Source organism: uncultured Fibrella sp., assembly GCF_964250085.1.
Lineage (GTDB): Bacteria > Bacteroidota > Bacteroidia > Cytophagales > Spirosomataceae > Fibrella.
Map to the genome: position 1 here is coordinate 86979 of NZ_CAXUEC010000009.1, position 17555 is coordinate 104533.

Genomic DNA, 17555 nt, shown 5'->3' on the forward strand with positions numbered 1-17555 from the left:
TAAAACCAGACTCATGAAGAAACCATTGATTTTTCTGACCTCAGCTCTCCTGATGTCAGTTAGCTCTTATGCCCAGACACTCAGCGAGGTAGTGAATAAACACATCACCGCCATCGGTGGGCTCGATAATCTGAAAGCATTTAAATCGGCGAAGTACATGCAATCGACTATTGCGCCCGGCCAAACCATTGATGCTACCGCTACCGTCATTTTCGACAAAGCATTACGCATCGATATGAACATGGGTGGCACCGATATCGTGGTGGCGACAAAAGGGGCCGCCGGCTGGGCGCAACAAGGTGGTGCAGCGGCTCAGGACGTACCTGCCGAACAGCTTAAAGCCATTACCGAGAGCGTAACACTGCCCGGCCTTGAAATCGCCAATGCCTCGTTGAAAGGGCAAACGATAGACTTTAAAGGCAAACAAACGATAGACGGTAAAGAGTATTACGGCCTGTCGATACCTATTCAGGGTGGTACCTCTACGTTTTATATCGACCCGGCAACGTACCTGATCACTATGCGCAAGGGGTCGGTTCAGGCAATGGGCCAAACGGTAGACGCTAGCCTTGAGTACGACGATTACAAAAAAGCTGGTGCCCTGACCCTGCCCTACAAAGTGATTACAGAAGCGATGGGCCAGTCGGTTACAATACGCTTAACAGCTTTCGAAGCCAACCCCGCCATCAACGAAGCGATCTTCGACAAGCCGAAACAATAAAGGAATGTCATTAATTGGTGATTTAACTACGCTGTCATTGATAGTCATCATTGTGAAAAAGCAATAGATGACTATCAATGACAGCGTAGTTAAATCACCAATTAATGACGTCTCTAACGTTAGCTAGCTGCCGTTGTTCGGTCGGTCACCAGTTGGCCGTCGTTACGCATGGCGTAATCCTGCCCTGCTTTATCATCTTTGCGCACAAACGGACGGATGATGAGCCGCGTGCCCCGGTCGTAGGTGAACAGGCGGTATATCCAGTTGCTCAGTACGACGAGCTTACTGCGGAAGCCGATCAGATACCAGATGTGCACAAACAGCCAGGCTATCCAGGCAATGAAGCCACTGAGATGCAGGCTTTTCGATAAATCCGCCACTGCCCTGTTCCGGCCTATAATGGCGAGTGATCCCTTATCGAAATACTCAAACGGGCGGATTTCGCCATTTCGCAACATAAGCGTCAGGTTCATGGCCAGGTGTTCACCTTGCTGAATAGCCGGTTGCGCTACACCCGGATGCCCGTTCGGCCACTTCTCCGACTTCATATTGGCGATATCACCAATGGCATAAATGCCTTCTACGCCCTTAACACGGCTATATTCGTCGACCAGGTAACGGCCCCGCTCCACCGATTCAGCGGGCATCCCATCAATGGTTGCACCCGCCACACCCGCCGCCCAGATCAGCGTCTGCGTCGGAATCGTCTCACCCGATTTGAACGTCACTACATTACCGTCGTAGCTATCGACCAGCGTCTTGGTCTTGGTAATAACGCCCAGATCGTTCAGGTAGCCCTGCGTTTTGGCCGCTGATTCCGGCGACATCGGCGGCAGCACACGGTCTACGCCTTCTACAAGGTAAATATTCATCTTGCTGAAGTCCAGCCCTGGGTAATCGTTGGGTAGCACATGCTTGCGCATTTCCGCCAATGATCCTGCCAGTTCAACGCCCGTTGGTCCACCGCCAACAATAACGAAGTTGAGCAGGCTTTGCCGTGTTTCAGGATCTTTGATGATGCTTGCCTGCTCAAACGACTGCAGCAGTTGGCTCCGTAGGTTCAGCGCGTCGGGGATGGTCTTGAGCGGAAACGAATTATTCTTGATCTGATCATTGCCGAAGTAATTCGATTTAGACCCGGACGCAATCACCAGATGATCATACTTGATATCGCCAATCAGTGTAGAAACGGTCTTCGTGGCTGGGTTCACTCCCGTTACGCGCACCAGCCGAAAATGAAAATCGTCGTATTTTTCGTCGAATAGTTTGCGCAGTGGTTCGGCAATGGCGTCGGGTTCCAGGCCGGCCGTGGCTACCTGGTACAACAGAGGCCAGAAACCGTGATAGTTCTGTTTATCGAACATAACTAGCTGAAAACCTTTGTTTCTCAGCCCCTTTACTAAATTGATACCACCGAATCCGCCACCAATCACCACCACACGCGGTTTATTCGTGTCAGGAATGTTTAGTGATAATTTATCGAAGTTTACCATCTTATCAGTCTGTTGAATACCTACTGCTCTATCTACTGGTTTTGAGCGAGTTTTGTTTTCATTTCAGCACAACCTATCTCCAAATGAAGTCTGTCGAGGAAAGGGCATAAACGAAAAAACGCCCGGCCTAACAGACCGGGCGTTTGCCTTAACGTACCTACCGCAATCAGCGTGAGTACATTTATTTCTTTGGCGTGGCCGCCGGTGTTGTGGCTGGAGTGCCAGCAGGCTTAGGCGTTACACCCATCTTCTTCAGCACCATATCCGAAATGTTGCCATCTTCCGGCGCATACAGCAGAATAACGGCTGTACCGGCACCGGCATCGAGGTTGAACACGTGCGAATAGGCGTTCTCTTTAGCTACAGCATCGATGTTCTTCTGGATTTTCTGAAGCACCGGGCTAACTAGTTGCTGGTATTTCTGCTGCAACGTAGTTTCAGCGTTCTTCTGGAAATCCTGGAAGCGAGCTTGCAGGCCTTGCAGTTCTTTCTCCCGATCTGCCCGAATTACTTCCGACATCTGAGCGCCGCCCTTTTCGTAGTTCTGTAGTTTTTCCTGAAACTCTTTCTGCATCCGCGTCGACTCGTTTTCGAGTTGCGTCCGCTGAATCGTCAGTTGGTTTTGAATATCCTTCGCTTCGGGCACCTGACCCAGCAGGTAGTCCATGCTCGTATAGCCAATCTTAATCGGAGTAGCTGCCGTTGCCCGTGGCGCTGCTGTAGCGGCCGTTGTTTGAGCTGGCGTAGTTACCGGCGTCGACGCTTGGGCTTGCGCCCGTGCGCTCAGGCCCCCCATCAATAGGGCTGCGCTAAGCGCCATGACCAGATTCTTTTTCATTCGACTGTTTATTGAATTGTTATTTAGGTTTTGCACTGTTTGCTGGTTGAGCAATAGGGGTCTGTTTGGCTTTCTGACTGTCAGGATCAAGCCCTAATTCCTCCATTACGTAATCGGTGTAGTCATGCTTGGGATCGGTGTATAACATCAGCATCCCTTCGCTGGCTTTATCGAAAATAAAATTGAGTTTCCGTTGCGATGCCACCTTTTCAAGGGCTCGATTCAGTAACTCCATCGGTGTTTTCATGAGTTCCTTCTTTTTCTGAAAGAGAAGCCCCTCGTAGCCAAACACTTTATTGTTGTACTCTCTGGCCTCGCGCTCTTTATCACCAATCACACGTTGCCGTTCCCGTTTCATATCATCCGTTAACAAAATTTCTTCGGCCTGATATGCACGCTGCATCTTCTCAATCTCCAGTTGCTTGTCGAGTATGTCTTTCGACCACCGATCGGCAAACTGATCTATGCCTTCCTGCGCCTTTTTATACTCAGGTAACTTACTGAAAATGAATTCAGTATCGACGTACCCAAATTTTTGTGCCCAGGCGGGCGCGCTTCCAACAAGAAGCAGCAAAGTTACTAAGAACAAACCCCTTTTCATACTTCTCTTCGGTGGCTGCCTACTGGTTAGATGTATTTATGAAGAGAACGTTTAATTCAATGATCAATTATCAATGAACAAGTATCAGCTTCGCTTTAGGTCAGATTGACAACTGATACCATTGATACTTATTCATTGATAATTGATCACTGTTTCTACCTGAACTGTTGACCGATGGTGAAGTGGAACTGGCCGGTACCTGCCTGCTGCACACCGGGAACGGTGTCGAAGCCCCAGCCGTAATCGATACCGATCAGACCAAAGGCAGGCATGAAGATACGGGCACCAGCACCTGCCGAACGCCGCAGATCAAAAGGATTGTACTGTTTGTAGCTAGCCCAGTTATTACCCGCTTCAACGAAGCCAAGCACGAAAATCGTAGCCGACGGATTCAACGATACCGGGTAACGCAGCTCGGCTACGTACTTACTGTACACAACCCCACCCTGACTGGTCTCATTACCGGTTGGCACCCGGTTGTTGTCGAGCGTAATAACCCGACGGTCGGGGTAACCCCGCAGACCGATGATATCCTGCGCCAGCGCAAACTGGCCCTGACCTGCTAAACCAGAACCACCCAGCACAAACCGTTCGAATGGCCCGATCGGCGTACGTGAGTTATAGCTCCCCAGGAAACCCATGTGAGCGCGGGCGTTCAGCACGAACTTACCCACCGCCGTCTGGAACCAGCTCGCATCAAACATCCACTTGTGGTATTCTACCCATTTGTAGGGGTTCGACTGATCGACCTGGTAATCTTTCGAGCGAAATACTGAGTAAGGCGGTGTAAATGAGCCGCTTAAGGTGAACGACGACCCTAACCGCGGGAACTGCGGATTATCAATACTATTGCGCGACAGGGTGGTGTTGAACGTAAAGTTGTTCGAGATACCATTGTTATACCCGTTACCGAAGATGGCGATATTGTTCAGGTCATAACGCTGATACGTGATCGAATTACTCAGCGAGAAATAGTCATCCGGCACTTTCAACTGCCGACCAAGGCCCAGCGTAATGGCCGTATTGGTATAGGCACCAATCGGCACCGCGCTACTGCCAGCCGACGAGTAAAAATCGAGGCCGAACTGCCGATACACGGTGTGGCTCAGGCTTACTGATAGCGCATTAGGCTTGCGACCACCCAGCCAGGGCTCTGTAAACGTAGCTGAGTACGTCTGGTACTGCCGACCATTTGCCTGGAAACGAAGCGACAATCGCTGCCCGTCACCGGCGGGTAATGGCCGCCATGCGCTCAGGTTGGTAATGTTACGGGCCGAGAAGTTATTGAAAGTCAGACCCAACGTACCTACGAAGCCAATGAAACCGCCCCAACCACCCGATAGCTCGATCTGGTCGTTCGGTTTTTCTTCCACGTTGTATTCAATATCCACTGTCCCGTCGGGTTGTGGAATAGGGTTGATCCCAATTTTCTCCGGGTCGAAATAACCGAGCGTCGATAGTTCGCGCTGGGTACGTATGATGGCTGTCTTCGAGAATTTCTGACCGGGCAGAGTACGGATCTGCCGCATCACCACGTGGTCAGACGTCTTGGTATTTCCGTTCAGGATAATGCGGTTGATTGTAGCTTGTTTGCCTTCAAAAATCCGAATGTCAAGGTCGATGCTATCGCCTACTACGGCCCGTTCTACAGGTTCGGCCCGGTAATACAAATAGCCATCATCCATGTAAACCGAGCTTAGGTCCTGACCGGGATTACCTCCCATTTTCTTCTCCAGCTCTTCAGGATTATACACGTCACCCTTCCGAATATTCAGCACTTCGCGCAGCCGGTCACTGGGGTACAGGTAGTTACCTTCAAAATTCACATTCCGGTAATAATACTTCTTTCCTTCTGCCAGGTTTATTTTCAGCCCAACGGTTGCTCCACCGCTATTGATGACGCTGTCTTTCTCAACAACGGCATCGCGGTAACCCAACTTGTTGTAGTACTCGACGAGTTTTCCTTTGTCTTCGTCAAACTTTTTGGGAATGAATTTTGACGGAGAAAACACCCGACCGAAACGCATCTGTTTGGTGCTCTTCATTTTGCTCCGCAACGCGCTTTCGGCTACTTCTTCCCGTCCGGCAAACTCGATATTGTCGATTTTTACCTTCTCGCCTTTAGCGATCTGAATCCGCATGGTGGCGTTGTTGCGGGTACTGTCGGGAATGGTGGTCACCTTCACTTTTGTGTTCAGGTAGCCTTTCTCAATATAGTACCGGCGTACGGCCAGTTGTGCATTCTTGATGTCGGTGTTGGTAATGATCTTACCACGCGTCAACTTCACCTTCTCTTTCAGCGACTCCGATTCGCCTTTACGAATACCGGTGTAGGTGATCTGAAACAGACGGGGACGTTCGTTGACTTTAAACTGCAACCAGATGTTGGATCCCTCTACTTTACTTGCGTTCATAACCACGTCGAAAAGCAGCCCCGAGTCCATCAGCTTACGGATAGCGCCGCCCTGGGCTTCGCCCGGTAGCCGAATTTTATCCCCTTTTTTCAAACCTGTCAATGACAACAGGGAGTTAGGGTCCAGAAAACGGGTGCCGGTTAAGGTCAGTCCGGCAATAATGTATTCTTTCGGGTTGGCGTAGTCAACGAGCGCGTTGGTAGGCGGTGCCGGTGCGGCGGCCTGTGGCGCTCCGTAGCCAACACGTACCTGCGCCCAGACCTCGGTGTTGGCCGACAGGACTGTAATAAGCAGGCTGGCAAAGAGAAATTGTTTCACGGAGGAAAATAAGTTTAATGTGTAAGGGTCTACTGCCTACGTGTTCAATTCCCGAAGCGACAAGCTCTAGACATTGAACCTTCTACGTTGGACCCTTTTATTTCACCACTTGCTCGCTGGTTTTGCCAAAGCGGCGCTCACGTTTCTGGTAGGTCAGAATAGCCTCCCAAAGGTGTGGTTTGCGGAAATCGGGCCAAAGCACATCGGGCATATAAAACTCGGAATAAGCCAACTGCCACAGCATGAAATTACTGATCCGCATTTCACCACTGGTACGGATCATCAGTTCGGGATCAGGAATACCGCCTGTGTTCAGATAGCTGTTGAATAGACCCTCATCAATGTCGCTTGGTTGGAATCGCCCCCGTTGAATATCAGCCGTAAGGTTGCGAACGGCTTCCAGTATCTCCCAGCGCCCACTATAGCTCAACGCCAGAATGAGCGTCAGACCAGTGTTACCCTCCGTAGCGCGCATGGCTTCGTGTAGTTCGCGCTGACAGTCGGCTGGCAGGCTTTCGGTATGGCCAATCGTCGACAGGCGTACGTTGTTATTCATCAGGGTTTTAATCTCCCCTCTGATCGTATGTACCAGGAGCGTCATCAACGCGTCGACTTCAAATTTAGGGCGGTTCCAGTTTTCGGTCGAAAAGGCGTAGAGGGTCAGGTATTTAATACCTAACTCGGCACAGCCTTCAGTTACCTCCCGAACGGCTTTAATAGCGCTTCGGTGCCCGAATACCCGGGCGGCTCCCTGTTGCTTAGCCCATCGTCCGTTCCCGTCCATGATAACGGCGATGTGCTGCGGGAGATTGCCAGGGTCAATGTGGTCTTTCATTCAACCAATTGGTTTTTAACAACTTTTAAGGATAGACAAGGTTAGTTACCACCCCTGTTTATCGGACTGCGAAGGTACGCAACCCATCACCCGTTTCAAAATCTACTTAACCAGTAGAAAGGCCATTTCAAAGCCCGTTAACGCCTATCTTTGCCGTTGCCAACAAAATGGCATACCATTTGTCCTTCGCTTCAGCGTTAAGAGGCAAGCAGAAACCGATCAAAGGACCGGGCTGCTGGTTGCCCGGTTTTCCTCAGACCTCTACTCCGTTCAATGAAACGCTTCATACTCCCTCTTCTCGTCCTGCTCACGCTGATTACCGGCTGCCAAAAAACCGCCGACCCTATCGACGCGCAGCCCAAGACCGTCAGCGATGTACTCACCGAAACGGCTTCTTTTTCCCTGTTGAAAGCCGCGATTCAGCAGGCGGGTTTGAACGATGCCCTGAAAGCAACTAACCTGACGATTTTTGCGCCCACCGATGATGCGTTCAAGGCTAAAGGGTACACTACACCTGAATCATTACAAGCCTTATCGGCCGACGCCCTGCGAAATCTGCTGCGTTATCACCTGGTAAACGGCATTGTGACCACGAAAACGCCGGAATTGGCAGCGGCCAGCAATCTGCCCGTCGAGGCATCAAATACATCGGTCCTGTATCTCACCAATAGTTCGACCGGTTTTTTCGTGAACGGTGGCAAAATCACCAAGGCTGATCAAGTGGTGGCCAATGGCGTAGTTCATACCATTGGCAGCTTGCTCCTACCGCCATCGAGCGACGGCCTCACAACCCTGAAAGCCCGCGCTGATCTTGGTTTGTTGGCCGCCGCCATCACCCGGATTTCGGTTATGCGCCCTGATCTGGTGGCCATTCTGAACGGAACCACGCCCAACGCAGCTTACAAAAACAGTACCTTCTTTGCGCCCACTGATGCTGCTTTTGTAGCAGCCGGTTACCGGACATTAGCCGACATCAACGCCGCTTCAGCAACCACACTGGCTAATTTGCTGAGCTACCATGTTGTGCCGGGGCGAATTTTTTCCAGTCAGTTACAGGCCGGGCAAGTCACCACATTTAGCACGGCAGCCAATAACAAACTCACGATCGCGCTCCCCTCATCGGGGCCAACCGTGAAGGGGAACAGCAACGCTACCCCAGCGACAATTAAAGAGGCTGATGTAGCCAGTAAAAATGCTACGATTCATATCATCGACCAGGTATTACAACCGTAAAAAGTACCAGTCTTACCAATCATTATAGTGAAAAGGGTGCGGCTAACTACCTATTCGGTAAATTAGTCGCACCCTTTTCACTGTAATGACTTATGAATATAGCAACCCTTTCAGATCGCATAAACACGCTTAGCTCCGATAGTCAACGGCTTTGGGGGCAGATGAGCGTTGGTCAAATGCTCACGCACTGCACCGACCAGGTACAGATTGTACTTGGCGAAAAACCAGCGAACAAGTTCAGTAACGCACTCTTCCGCAAACTGGCAAAATGGATGTTCCTGAACGTACCCATGCGAATGCCCAGAAACCTGATGACCGCGCCCGAACTAGACCCCAACGGACCATTGATGACGCAGCCCAGCGACTTCAAAAAAGACCACGCTAACCTACTGGCCGCCCTTCACCGCCTGAACAACGTACCTGAAAGCCAGCCGATTACTCATCCCGTTTTCGGTGCCATGAGCAAAGCAGAGGCCATGAAGCTTACCCAGATTCACCTCGATCATCACCTCCGCCAGTTTGGTGTTTAACTTTCTTCCCCGCACTACACACCAAGGCTTTCTCATAAAACTTGCCACGCGTCAGCAATTTTGGGGCTGAAACTTTTTATGAGAAAGCCCTCTCTACCCGCTATTTACCCCTTCAAGTCTATCTTCCGACCGGTTTCGGCGGCGCGGTAGATCGCCTGCAACAGCTTCACATCGCGCAGACCTTCTTCGCCCGTAACGTGGTCCGGTAACTTTTTACCGTCGAGCAGGTCTTTGCAAACACCATCCATATGAGCGGCCTGATGATTGACCACCGGCATGTCGATGGGGCCTTTACTGGTTCGGCCCTTCAACGGGCCGTAGCCAAAAGCGGGCGATAACTCAAACCAACCGTCCTGGCAGGAGGCATACAACCGCTCGACACCCGCCGTGTAGCTGGTTGTGGAGTTGGAAACGGCACCGCTCGGAAACTGAAACTGCCAGAACAACGTCTCTTCCACATCTTTAAACTTTTGTGGGTCGGTCTTTGGCGAAAACTGGGCCGTTACCGAAACAGGCTCTTCACCGGTAACGTACCTGGCTCCCTGAATGGCGTAGATACCAACATCCATTAGGGCACCCCCACCCGCCATCGATTTCTTCAACCGCCACTGCGTGGGATCACCGATCTTAAACGCATCGCTGGCTTCAACAAACCGTACGGGACCAAATACTTTCTGCTGACCAAGCCGCATTACTTCTTTCGTAAATGGCTCGTAGTGAAGGCGGTATCCAATGGCCAGTTGTCGATCTGCTTTCCTGCACGCGTCGATCATCGCCTGACAATCAGCGGCTGTAATCGCCATCGGTTTTTCGCAAATAACGTGTTTCCCCGCCTGCGCTGCCCGCACCACAAACTCACGGTGCATCGAGTTGGGCAACACCACATACACCACGTCAATATCCTTGTTGTCGATAATCCGGTCGAAAGTTTTGTAGTCATAAACGTTCGCTTTAGGAATATCGTATTTTTTCATCCACTCTTCAGCTTTGGCGGGTGTGCCCGTCACAATACCGGCCAGTCGGCAGTTGGTTGTTTGCTGGAGAGCCGGCGCCAGTTGATTCCGGCTGTAGCTGCCTAACCCAACCAGGGCAATGCCCAGCTTACGGCCGGGTTGAGCTGACTGGATGGGTTTGCCAAACACGTCGGTCAGTGTAGGAATGGCGAGGGCCGAAGCACCTGCATTCATCAAAAAACGGCGGCGTGACTGGTTACTTAAGTGTGTCATAGTAAAGCAACGAGAAGGTTTAGGTACTAAAAAGCCCCGCAAACAAAGCCTTTACCCGCTTAAAGCCAAGCTAATCCGCTTTTTTGTTTGCGAAATGGTAAACTACGACAACTTACTCTTAGCATCAGGTACGTTGCTCCGACGTGTATATTTGGCCACTAAACAGTGGACTTTAGCCATTGAACCTTGAACAAGGTTAACTCATCATTCCTAACAAGCAACAATGCAGGTAGAAGCGGCTATTGCCACAGGCAACGGACAGTTTGAGATTGATTTTATTGACGTTCACGAGCCTCAGGCCGACGAAGTGCTGGTAGAGCTGAAAGCCGCTGGCATCTGCCATACCGACTACGATTCCCTGTCCTGGGGTAAACCCATTGTGATGGGCCATGAAGGAGCGGGTATAGTTCGTCAGGTTGGGTCGGCTGTTCGCAAGGTGCAGCCCGGCGACAGTGTGATTCTAAACTGGGCCATCCCCTGCGGTCACTGCTTTCAATGCTTGGAAGGAAATCAGCATATCTGTGAAGTTAATTCGCCGGTAACGTCGGGTAATAAGGCCAGTGGTGGGCATGCCGCAATGGAGCGTACGACGTATAAAGGCCAACCCATCGAGCGATCCTTCAGCCTCGGCACCATGTCGGGATTGACCGTAGTTCGGGAAGCGGCCGTGGTAAAAACGAACGTACCTATCCCGTTCACGTCAGCCGCTATCGTAGGCTGCGGCGTCATGACCGGTGTTGGTTCGGTGATAAATGCCGCTAAAGTGAAACCGGGCCGGTCGGTGGTGGTGGTAGGCACCGGCGGCGTTGGCCTAAATGTGATTCAGGGCGCGCGCATTGCCGGGGCCGGTATGATTATCGCCGTTGACGTCAACCCGAACCGGCTAGAAATGGCGGTTCGCTACGGGGCTACACACACCATTCTGGCCGACCGCGCCGATCAGGGCCTTTTACAGGCTGTTGGCCAGGTAAAGCAACTGACGGGTGGACGGGGAGCCGACTATGCGTTCGAGTGTACGGCTATTCCCGAACTGGGCGCCGTACCGTTGGCGATGGTTCGTAACGCCGGACTGGCCTGCCAGGTAAGCGGCATCGAGCAGACAATAAGCTTCGACATGAACCTCTTCGAGTGGGACAAAATATACATTAACCCCCTTTATGGCCAGTGCCGCCCCGAAATTGATTTTCCCATTCTGCTGAACCTGTACCAGAAAGGTGACCTGATTCTCGACGAACTGGTCACCCGCACGTATTCGCTGCACCAGCTTGGCGACGCTTTTGACGATATGCTGAACGGCCGAAACGCGAAAGGTGTACTTGTTTTCTGATGGAAACGACCTTACGAACTATCGAGATCTCTGATCCAGCCTACGAGCGTGATGGGCTACGCCAGATCACCGTTAAAACACCAAATCTGGCTGGCCGGGGCGATATCACCGTCTGGATTCCCGATGCCGACCTGATTGGCACTGAACCGTTACCGCTTGTTATCCTGCTCCACGGCGTTTACGGCAGCCATTGGGCCTGGTCGCTTAAAGGAGGCGCGCATCGAACAGCCGACAAACTGATTCGCAACGGTAAATTGCGTCCAATGATTCTGGCCATGCCTTCTGATGGGCTTTGGGGCGATGGCAGCGGCTACTTACCCCATAATGGACGCCACTTTGATCGCTGGATTGTGGACGACGTACCCAGCGCCGCAGCAGCAGCCCTCCCTCCCGGTTCAACGCTCAACGTTCAGTCAGGTCTATTCATTGCCGGGCTGTCTATGGGTGGATTTGGTGCGCTACGGCTGGCAGCAACGTACCCAGACCGGTTTCGGGCGGCCTATGGTCTTTCGTCGATCACGCACGCTGATCAACTTCCTCTTTTTGTTGAAGAGCACCCCAGCAACTATACTCAGGCCAACGCCGACGATGAATCAGTGCTGGCCGTCATGCAGCGCAATCGGGATCGGTTACCCGCCATTCAGTTCAACTGTGGCACCGACGATCTTCTGATCGAGCACAACCGAACCTTACACCGGGAATTGACCGAAGCTGGCATCGCCCACACGTACGTCGAGCATCCGGGTGCTCATTCCTGGCCCTACTGGCAACAGCACCTCACCGATGCGCTGCTTTTTTTTGATAAGGTGTAAGGGATTTTGTTGTTACCGTTCTGTTGCGCTCATGTGCCACGCGCAACAGAACGGTAGCAATAGATGAAGCCAATTACGCCCGGCCTGTCATCTTGGTAAGGGCTAATAGGGCATCGCTGACTTCATCGGTCAACTGGCCGGGCTGCAGTCGCCACTGCCAGCTATGACCACCCGAGCCGGGCGTATTCATGCGGTGTTCTTCGTTGAGCGACAGTATATCCTGAACAGGTAGAATAGCCAGCCGCGCTACCGATTGCATCGCCATGCGTGTCATTATTGTCACCACATTTTCTTCCGTAACGGGTATACCTACATATTCGTCCAGGCGCGCCCGTACGTCTTCGTCGCTTAACCGATACCAGCCAAGTGAGGTGTTATTATCATGCGTGCCTGTGTATACCACATTATTCATCGTATGGTTATGCGGAATGTGTGACGACGTTGGCAGGTCATCGCCGAAACCAAACTGAATAACGCGCATACCAGGTAGCGCATAATGCGTTAAAAGCGGCTGAATCTCGGCCGAACGGGCACCCAAATCTTCAGCAATCAACGGCAATTGCACAAATTGGCGGTACATCGCATGAATAAACGCTTCGGTTGGTGCCTTTACCCACGTTCCCACTTTGGCGGTCGGTTCGGTAGACGGAATTTCCCAGTACATATCGAAACCCAGAAAATGGTCGAGGCGCGTCAGGCCATAAAGAGACATCTGGTGTCGCATGCGCCGAATCCACCAGGCAAATCCTGTTCGCTCGTGTTCGGCCCAGTCGTAGATCGGGTTACCCCAGCGCTGCCCATCGGCCGAAAAGTAATCGGGCGGCGACCCGGCAACGTACCTGGGCATCCCGCTTTCATCGAGTTTAAACAACGCTTTGTTGGCCCACACGTCGGCACTGTTCTGCTGAACATAGATGGGAATATCACCGATCAGGTGAATCTTCCGGTTATAACAGTACGTGATCAGGTCGCTCCACTGCTGATAGAACAGGTATTGCAACACCTTCACTATCCGTATTTCGTGCGCCAGCCGTTCGGTCTGGGTAGCCAGTTCAGCCACATCCCGGCGAACAAGTGCCTCGGGCCAGTTAGTCCAGGTTGGAATGTTGAGGTCTTGCTGGAGGGCCACAAACAGGGCGTAATCATCCAGCCATTCAGATTGCCGGTAGCAGAACGTATCAAAACCAAGGCCTTCGACAGTAAGTCCCTGCTCAATGAATGTCTCGGCGGCTTTTCGCAGCAAGGGCTGCTTTTTCACCCAGGCCGTAGACATCGATGCATCAGCGGCCTGCCATTCAGTGGCCAGTACCGCTACCTCACTGGCAGGCAACAGCCCTTGCTCGGCCAAACGGTCGAAGCTGATCAGCAGCGTATTACCGGCAAAAGCAGACGGACTACTATAGGGAGAAAAACCCGCGCCCGGATCGAGGGGGGTAAGTGGTAGAATTTGCCAGTATGTCTGACCGGAACGGGCCAGAAAATCGGCGAACTGATAAGCGGCTGGCCCCAGATCACCCACGCCATGCGCTGAAGAGAGCGAGGTGATATGGAGCAGCAGGCCGCTCGAACGAAGTTGCAACATAGGAGAGAGACATTGAGTTAGCAATCGTTGGCAGAATCCGGCCGAAACCATTCTGCCAACAATACGTACGTCATCTCAACCCCACCGCCTCAGTAATGTTTGTCAGGCTTCGCCCACGGGTCCGCCGAAACCACCGCTCGGAAACCGAAATGTGTCGTCGGGCTGGTTGATCGACCCAAAATTCTCTTCGTACTTACGGATGTTCTCTTTCAGCGCCTGTAACAGGCGCTTGGCGTGTTCGGGCGTCAAAATAATACGCGATTTCACCTTGGCTTTGGGCACACCGGGCATCAGGCGAATAAAGTCCACGATAAACTCGCTGTTCGAATGGGCAATCATAGCCAGATTGGCATAGATTCCTTCGGCAATCTCCTCACTCAGTTCGACGTCGATGGAGCCGTCGTTATTAAAATTTTGCTGTTCCATATCCAAAAGTAGCCTATATGTCCGACAATAAAATAACCCTGATACCAGAGGCACCAGGGTCTTCCTTTACAAGTGGGGAAAGTTGAAGCTATTTACAAACACACGCGAACGGGTGTTCTGTAAGTCAAGCCGCACAAGCCGTTTTCACGAACTTGTTTACAAAACTAGAAAATAGTTAAGAGACCGCCAAGCGGAACCACCCAGCTTTGAGTGAAAGGCAAAAAGGCCCGGCACTGCTGCCCCGGACCTTTTCACTATCTACACACTGGTACAGAGGCACTAAGCGAATCCGGCGCGTCTACCAGTAATAAATTGCCCAATTACCTAATGGCAACGCTTCAGGCTTCGACCGGCGTTGCCGTTACTGCCGACGATGGCAGGGTTGCCGACGTCAGTTCAATCTCGTCGCCGTGTTTGTTCAGGAACCGGAACTCGGTAATACCCAGCGAGCTGTCTTTTACCAAGTTTACCCAGGTCTTGTATTTAAAAAACCACTGACGCTGTTTCGACATGATGCCTTTGGTAAAATAGGCGTGCAGAAATGGATGCAGCACCACCTGAATACCCCGTTCGTTCTGCTTCGTGAGAATGTATTCTAGATTACCCTCAATAACGTCGGTAATGAGTACGCTCGCCTGAATACTGCCCGTTCCGTTGCAGGTGGGGCACACTTCCCGCGTCACAATGTTCATTTCGGGACGTACCCGCTGCCGGGTAATCTGCATCAGACCAAACTTGGTCAGGGGCAGAATGGTGTACTTCGAGCGTTCGGTTTTCATTTCCTCCCGCATAATGTCGAAGATCAGCTTCTTGTTGTCGGCCTTCTTCATGTCGATGAAGTCGATGACAATAATGCCGCCCATATCCCGCAGACGTAGCTGACGGGCAATTTCGCGGGCCGCCTCGCGGTTCACGCTGATGGCCGTTGCTTCCTGGTCTTCTTCCGAATTCGACTTGTTACCGCTGTTTACGTCAATGACGTGCAACGCCTCGGTATGCTCGATAATCAGGTAGCCGCCGCCGGGTAAACTCACCGACCGCCCAAACAGGGACTTGATCTGTTTTTCCAGCCCCAGGGCTTCAAACATCTTTGTTTTGCCGCTGTGCAACTTCACGATTTTCTCCTTCTCGGGAGCAATCGTATGAATAAAGCGGCGAATCTCGTCGTAGCTCTCCGGCGTATCCACCGTGATGCTATCAAACGATTCGTTGAGCATATCGCGCAGAATCGATGAGGCCCGATTCATTTCGCTCAATACCCGATCCCGTGGTTTGGCGTCACGCAGGGTCTGCATGGCGCGGTCCCACTTGTCGATCGAATCCTGTAGGTCGCGGTCGAGTTCTTCGACTTCTTTTCCCTGCGCAACGGTTCTGACAATGACCCCGAAGTTCTGAGGCTTGATCGACGACATCAGGCGGATCAGGCGGTTGCGTTCGCCACGATCCGTAATTTTTTTAGACAGATTGACCCCGTTTGAAAAGGGGACGAGCACTAGATAACGGCCCGCAATAGAAATATCACACGAGAGGCGCGGCCCTTTGGTTGAGATGGGTTCTTTCACCACCTGCACCAGAATAGACTGCCCTTTAGTCAGCACTTTATCGATCTTTCCGATCTTGTCGATATCCGGTTCCAGTTCGAAACCCGACAGGCGACCTGTGGTGACACGCTTGGCAATTACATCTTTAGTTAACTTGTTTAGGGAGTTGATGTGTTGACCGAGGTCCTGATAATGCAGGAATCCGTCTTTCTCGTGGCCCACGTCGACAAATGCCGCGTTTAAGCCCGATGACAACTTCTTAACAGTACCTAAATAGAGATCGCCAACCGTAAAGCTGCTTTCCGACTCATCGAGGTGGTACTCAAGCAGGCGTTTATCCTGCAACAGAGCGATCCGATCCCCTTTTTGAGTGGAGCTGATTACAATTTCGTTGCTCACAAGCTGATGGCACGGTTAGAATGGCATATATAAAACAAAGAAGCCACGCACGCAAAAACGGCGGGGCTTCCTCTAAATAAGTTCATCGTTTGTCGTTTCGGCTTTGTAGTTGCGCTGCCAGTAAGCGAAGCAACCGCAGCGGCGGACCGCAACATACCTTGAACAACAAACTTCAAACTACTTTTTCTTGTGCCGATTCTTTCTGAGCCGTTTTTTCCGCTTATGGGTGGCAATCTTGTGCCGCTTCCGTTTTTTACCGCAAGGCATAGTGTAAGGTTTTTTTGATGTGTTAAACTAACTGACGACCTGCCACCCGGCAGACCCTATTTTTTGAGTTTACCGAAAACAGAAAACTCTACTTCATTCGCTCTTCCAACTCTTTTATCGCCGCCTGAATCTGCGGGTCTTTTTCATTGGCTTTCACCTCAGCCAGTACTTTTTTGGCTTCGGCTAACTGATTGGCTTCCACCAGGCTCACGCCCAGATAGAACTGCGCCTTGCGGTTGGCAGGATCATTGACTAAAATCTGCCGGAACCGGTCGATCGCTTTGCTGTATTGTCCCGACCGCATCGACAACATACCCAGATTAAACAGGGCTAATTCGTTGGTGGGGTCCTGCTCAAGCACTTCGCGCAACAGCATAATCCCATTCATCGGCGTTTGGGTGTTGACATACGTCATCGCCATATTCGCTTTTGCGGCCAACAGGTTTGGGTTCTGCGCCAGGGCTTTTTGGTAATAAGCCCGGGTTTGCTCACCCAGATACGCTGCTTTCTGCTCGGCAATGGCAAACCCATAGGCCTCAAAATACTGATCGCCCGCCCGCAGGTTAGCCTGTTGTGTTGGCTCAATCTTAGCGATCTCACCCGCATAATAAGCGGCACTGTCGAACCGGCTCACCGAGCGATAGAACGTAATTAATTGCTCAGCCACAGTTTTTCGAGCGGCTGGCTGGGCAACAGCATAGCGTTTCCACAACCCTTCTGCCGCTTTTTGCTGATCAGGCGTGAGTGGCTCGTTATGCTGAACGTCAGCCTCCGCTTCCGCACCCGTGTTAGCCACTACCTTCAGCGAGTCGGCAACAGGTGTGTCGGAAGACCTACCACCCTGCGCACTACCCAACTGTTTTGCCCCATTCTGAACAACTACCCTGGGGAGGCTATAAAGCCCTGCACTAAGTACAAGGGTCGATGCAATTACAAGTACGGTTGATGCTTTCATGCCCAAAGGCGGGTCGAGCCATGTTTAGAAACAGCCC

At 51.7% G+C, this 17555-nt stretch carries 15 protein-coding genes; 5 read left to right on the plus strand and 10 right to left on the minus strand.

The genetic code is table 11. From position 1 onward, the window contains the following. The first annotated feature begins 13 nt into the window (after window positions 1-13). Window positions 14-721: a hypothetical protein gene (locus ACFE8Q_RS23395; protein WP_375447863.1), complete on the plus strand. Its 708-nt coding sequence runs from the start codon at window positions 14-16 to the stop codon at window positions 719-721. A gap of 119 nt (window positions 722-840) precedes the next feature. Here ACFE8Q_RS23395 and ACFE8Q_RS23400 read toward each other — a convergent pair whose 3' ends face one another. The 5 genes from ACFE8Q_RS23400 to ACFE8Q_RS23420 all read right to left on the minus strand — a co-directional run bounded on the left by ACFE8Q_RS23400 (window position 841) and on the right by ACFE8Q_RS23420 (window position 7220). After that, window positions 841-2214: an NAD(P)/FAD-dependent oxidoreductase gene (locus ACFE8Q_RS23400; protein WP_375447864.1), complete on the minus strand. Its 1374-nt coding sequence runs from the start codon at window positions 2212-2214 to the stop codon at window positions 841-843. Window positions 2215-2395: 181 nt separating this feature from the next. Then, the gene (locus ACFE8Q_RS23405) at window positions 2396-3052 is read right to left on the minus strand and encodes an OmpH family outer membrane protein (RefSeq protein WP_375447865.1); all 657 of its coding nucleotides are present in this window, start codon (window positions 3050-3052) and stop codon (window positions 2396-2398) included. Between the two features lie 19 nt (window positions 3053-3071). After that, complete coding sequence (locus tag ACFE8Q_RS23410) at window positions 3072-3653, minus strand: OmpH family outer membrane protein (RefSeq protein ID WP_375447866.1); 582 nt, start codon at window positions 3651-3653, stop codon at window positions 3072-3074. Between the two features lie 155 nt (window positions 3654-3808). After that, on the minus strand, window positions 3809-6385 hold the full coding sequence (gene bamA / locus ACFE8Q_RS23415) for an outer membrane protein assembly factor BamA (protein ID WP_375447867.1): 2577 nt from the start codon (window positions 6383-6385) through the stop codon (window positions 3809-3811). 97 nt (window positions 6386-6482) lie between these two features. Beyond that, window positions 6483-7220 carry an isoprenyl transferase gene (locus tag ACFE8Q_RS23420; RefSeq protein WP_375447868.1) on the minus strand — a complete coding sequence of 246 codons (738 nt, stop codon included), beginning with the start codon at window positions 7218-7220 and terminating at the stop codon, window positions 6483-6485. A gap of 273 nt (window positions 7221-7493) precedes the next feature. On the opposite strand from ACFE8Q_RS23420, the gene ACFE8Q_RS23425 reads away from it, so the two are divergent. Together ACFE8Q_RS23425 and ACFE8Q_RS23430 are read left to right on the plus strand one after the other, a co-directional pair. Beyond that, complete coding sequence (locus ACFE8Q_RS23425) at window positions 7494-8453, plus strand: fasciclin domain-containing protein (protein WP_375447869.1); 960 nt, start codon at window positions 7494-7496, stop codon at window positions 8451-8453. A gap of 92 nt (window positions 8454-8545) precedes the next feature. Further along, entirely contained in the window at window positions 8546-8983 is a 438-nt protein-coding gene (locus tag ACFE8Q_RS23430) for a DUF1569 domain-containing protein (RefSeq protein WP_375447870.1), read from the plus strand. A 104-nt stretch (window positions 8984-9087) separates the two neighbouring features. Here ACFE8Q_RS23430 and ACFE8Q_RS23435 read toward each other — a convergent pair whose 3' ends face one another. After that, entirely contained in the window at window positions 9088-10209 is a 1122-nt protein-coding gene (locus ACFE8Q_RS23435; protein WP_375447871.1) for a Gfo/Idh/MocA family protein, read from the minus strand. Window positions 10210-10432: 223 nt separating this feature from the next. Here ACFE8Q_RS23435 and ACFE8Q_RS23440 point away from each other — a divergent pair, with 223 nt between their 5' ends. Both ACFE8Q_RS23440 and ACFE8Q_RS23445 read left to right on the plus strand, forming a co-directional pair. Further along, window positions 10433-11536, plus strand: a complete 1104-nt coding sequence (locus tag ACFE8Q_RS23440) for an alcohol dehydrogenase catalytic domain-containing protein (RefSeq protein ID WP_375447872.1) — start codon at window positions 10433-10435, stop codon at window positions 11534-11536. Next, on the plus strand, window positions 11536-12348 hold the full coding sequence (locus ACFE8Q_RS23445) for an alpha/beta hydrolase (protein WP_375447873.1): 813 nt from the start codon (window positions 11536-11538) through the stop codon (window positions 12346-12348). Before ACFE8Q_RS23440 ends, ACFE8Q_RS23445 begins: the two co-directional genes overlap by 1 nt. Before the next feature lie 73 nt (window positions 12349-12421). On the opposite strand, the gene malQ is transcribed toward ACFE8Q_RS23445, so the two are convergent. The 4 genes from malQ to ACFE8Q_RS23465 form a co-directional block, all read right to left on the minus strand. Then, window positions 12422-13930 carry a 4-alpha-glucanotransferase gene (gene malQ, locus ACFE8Q_RS23450; protein ID WP_375447874.1) on the minus strand — a complete coding sequence of 503 codons (1509 nt, stop codon included), beginning with the start codon at window positions 13928-13930 and terminating at the stop codon, window positions 12422-12424. Between the two features lie 102 nt (window positions 13931-14032). Further along, window positions 14033-14356 carry a DUF3467 domain-containing protein gene (locus tag ACFE8Q_RS23455; RefSeq protein WP_375447875.1) on the minus strand — a complete coding sequence of 108 codons (324 nt, stop codon included), beginning with the start codon at window positions 14354-14356 and terminating at the stop codon, window positions 14033-14035. 338 nt (window positions 14357-14694) lie between these two features. Beyond that, entirely contained in the window at window positions 14695-16296 is a 1602-nt protein-coding gene (locus tag ACFE8Q_RS23460; RefSeq protein ID WP_375447876.1) for a ribonuclease E/G, read from the minus strand. A 355-nt stretch (window positions 16297-16651) separates the two neighbouring features. Then, on the minus strand, window positions 16652-17518 hold the full coding sequence (locus ACFE8Q_RS23465) for a tetratricopeptide repeat protein (RefSeq protein WP_375447877.1): 867 nt from the start codon (window positions 17516-17518) through the stop codon (window positions 16652-16654). Between the last annotated feature and the right edge of the window lie 37 nt (window positions 17519-17555).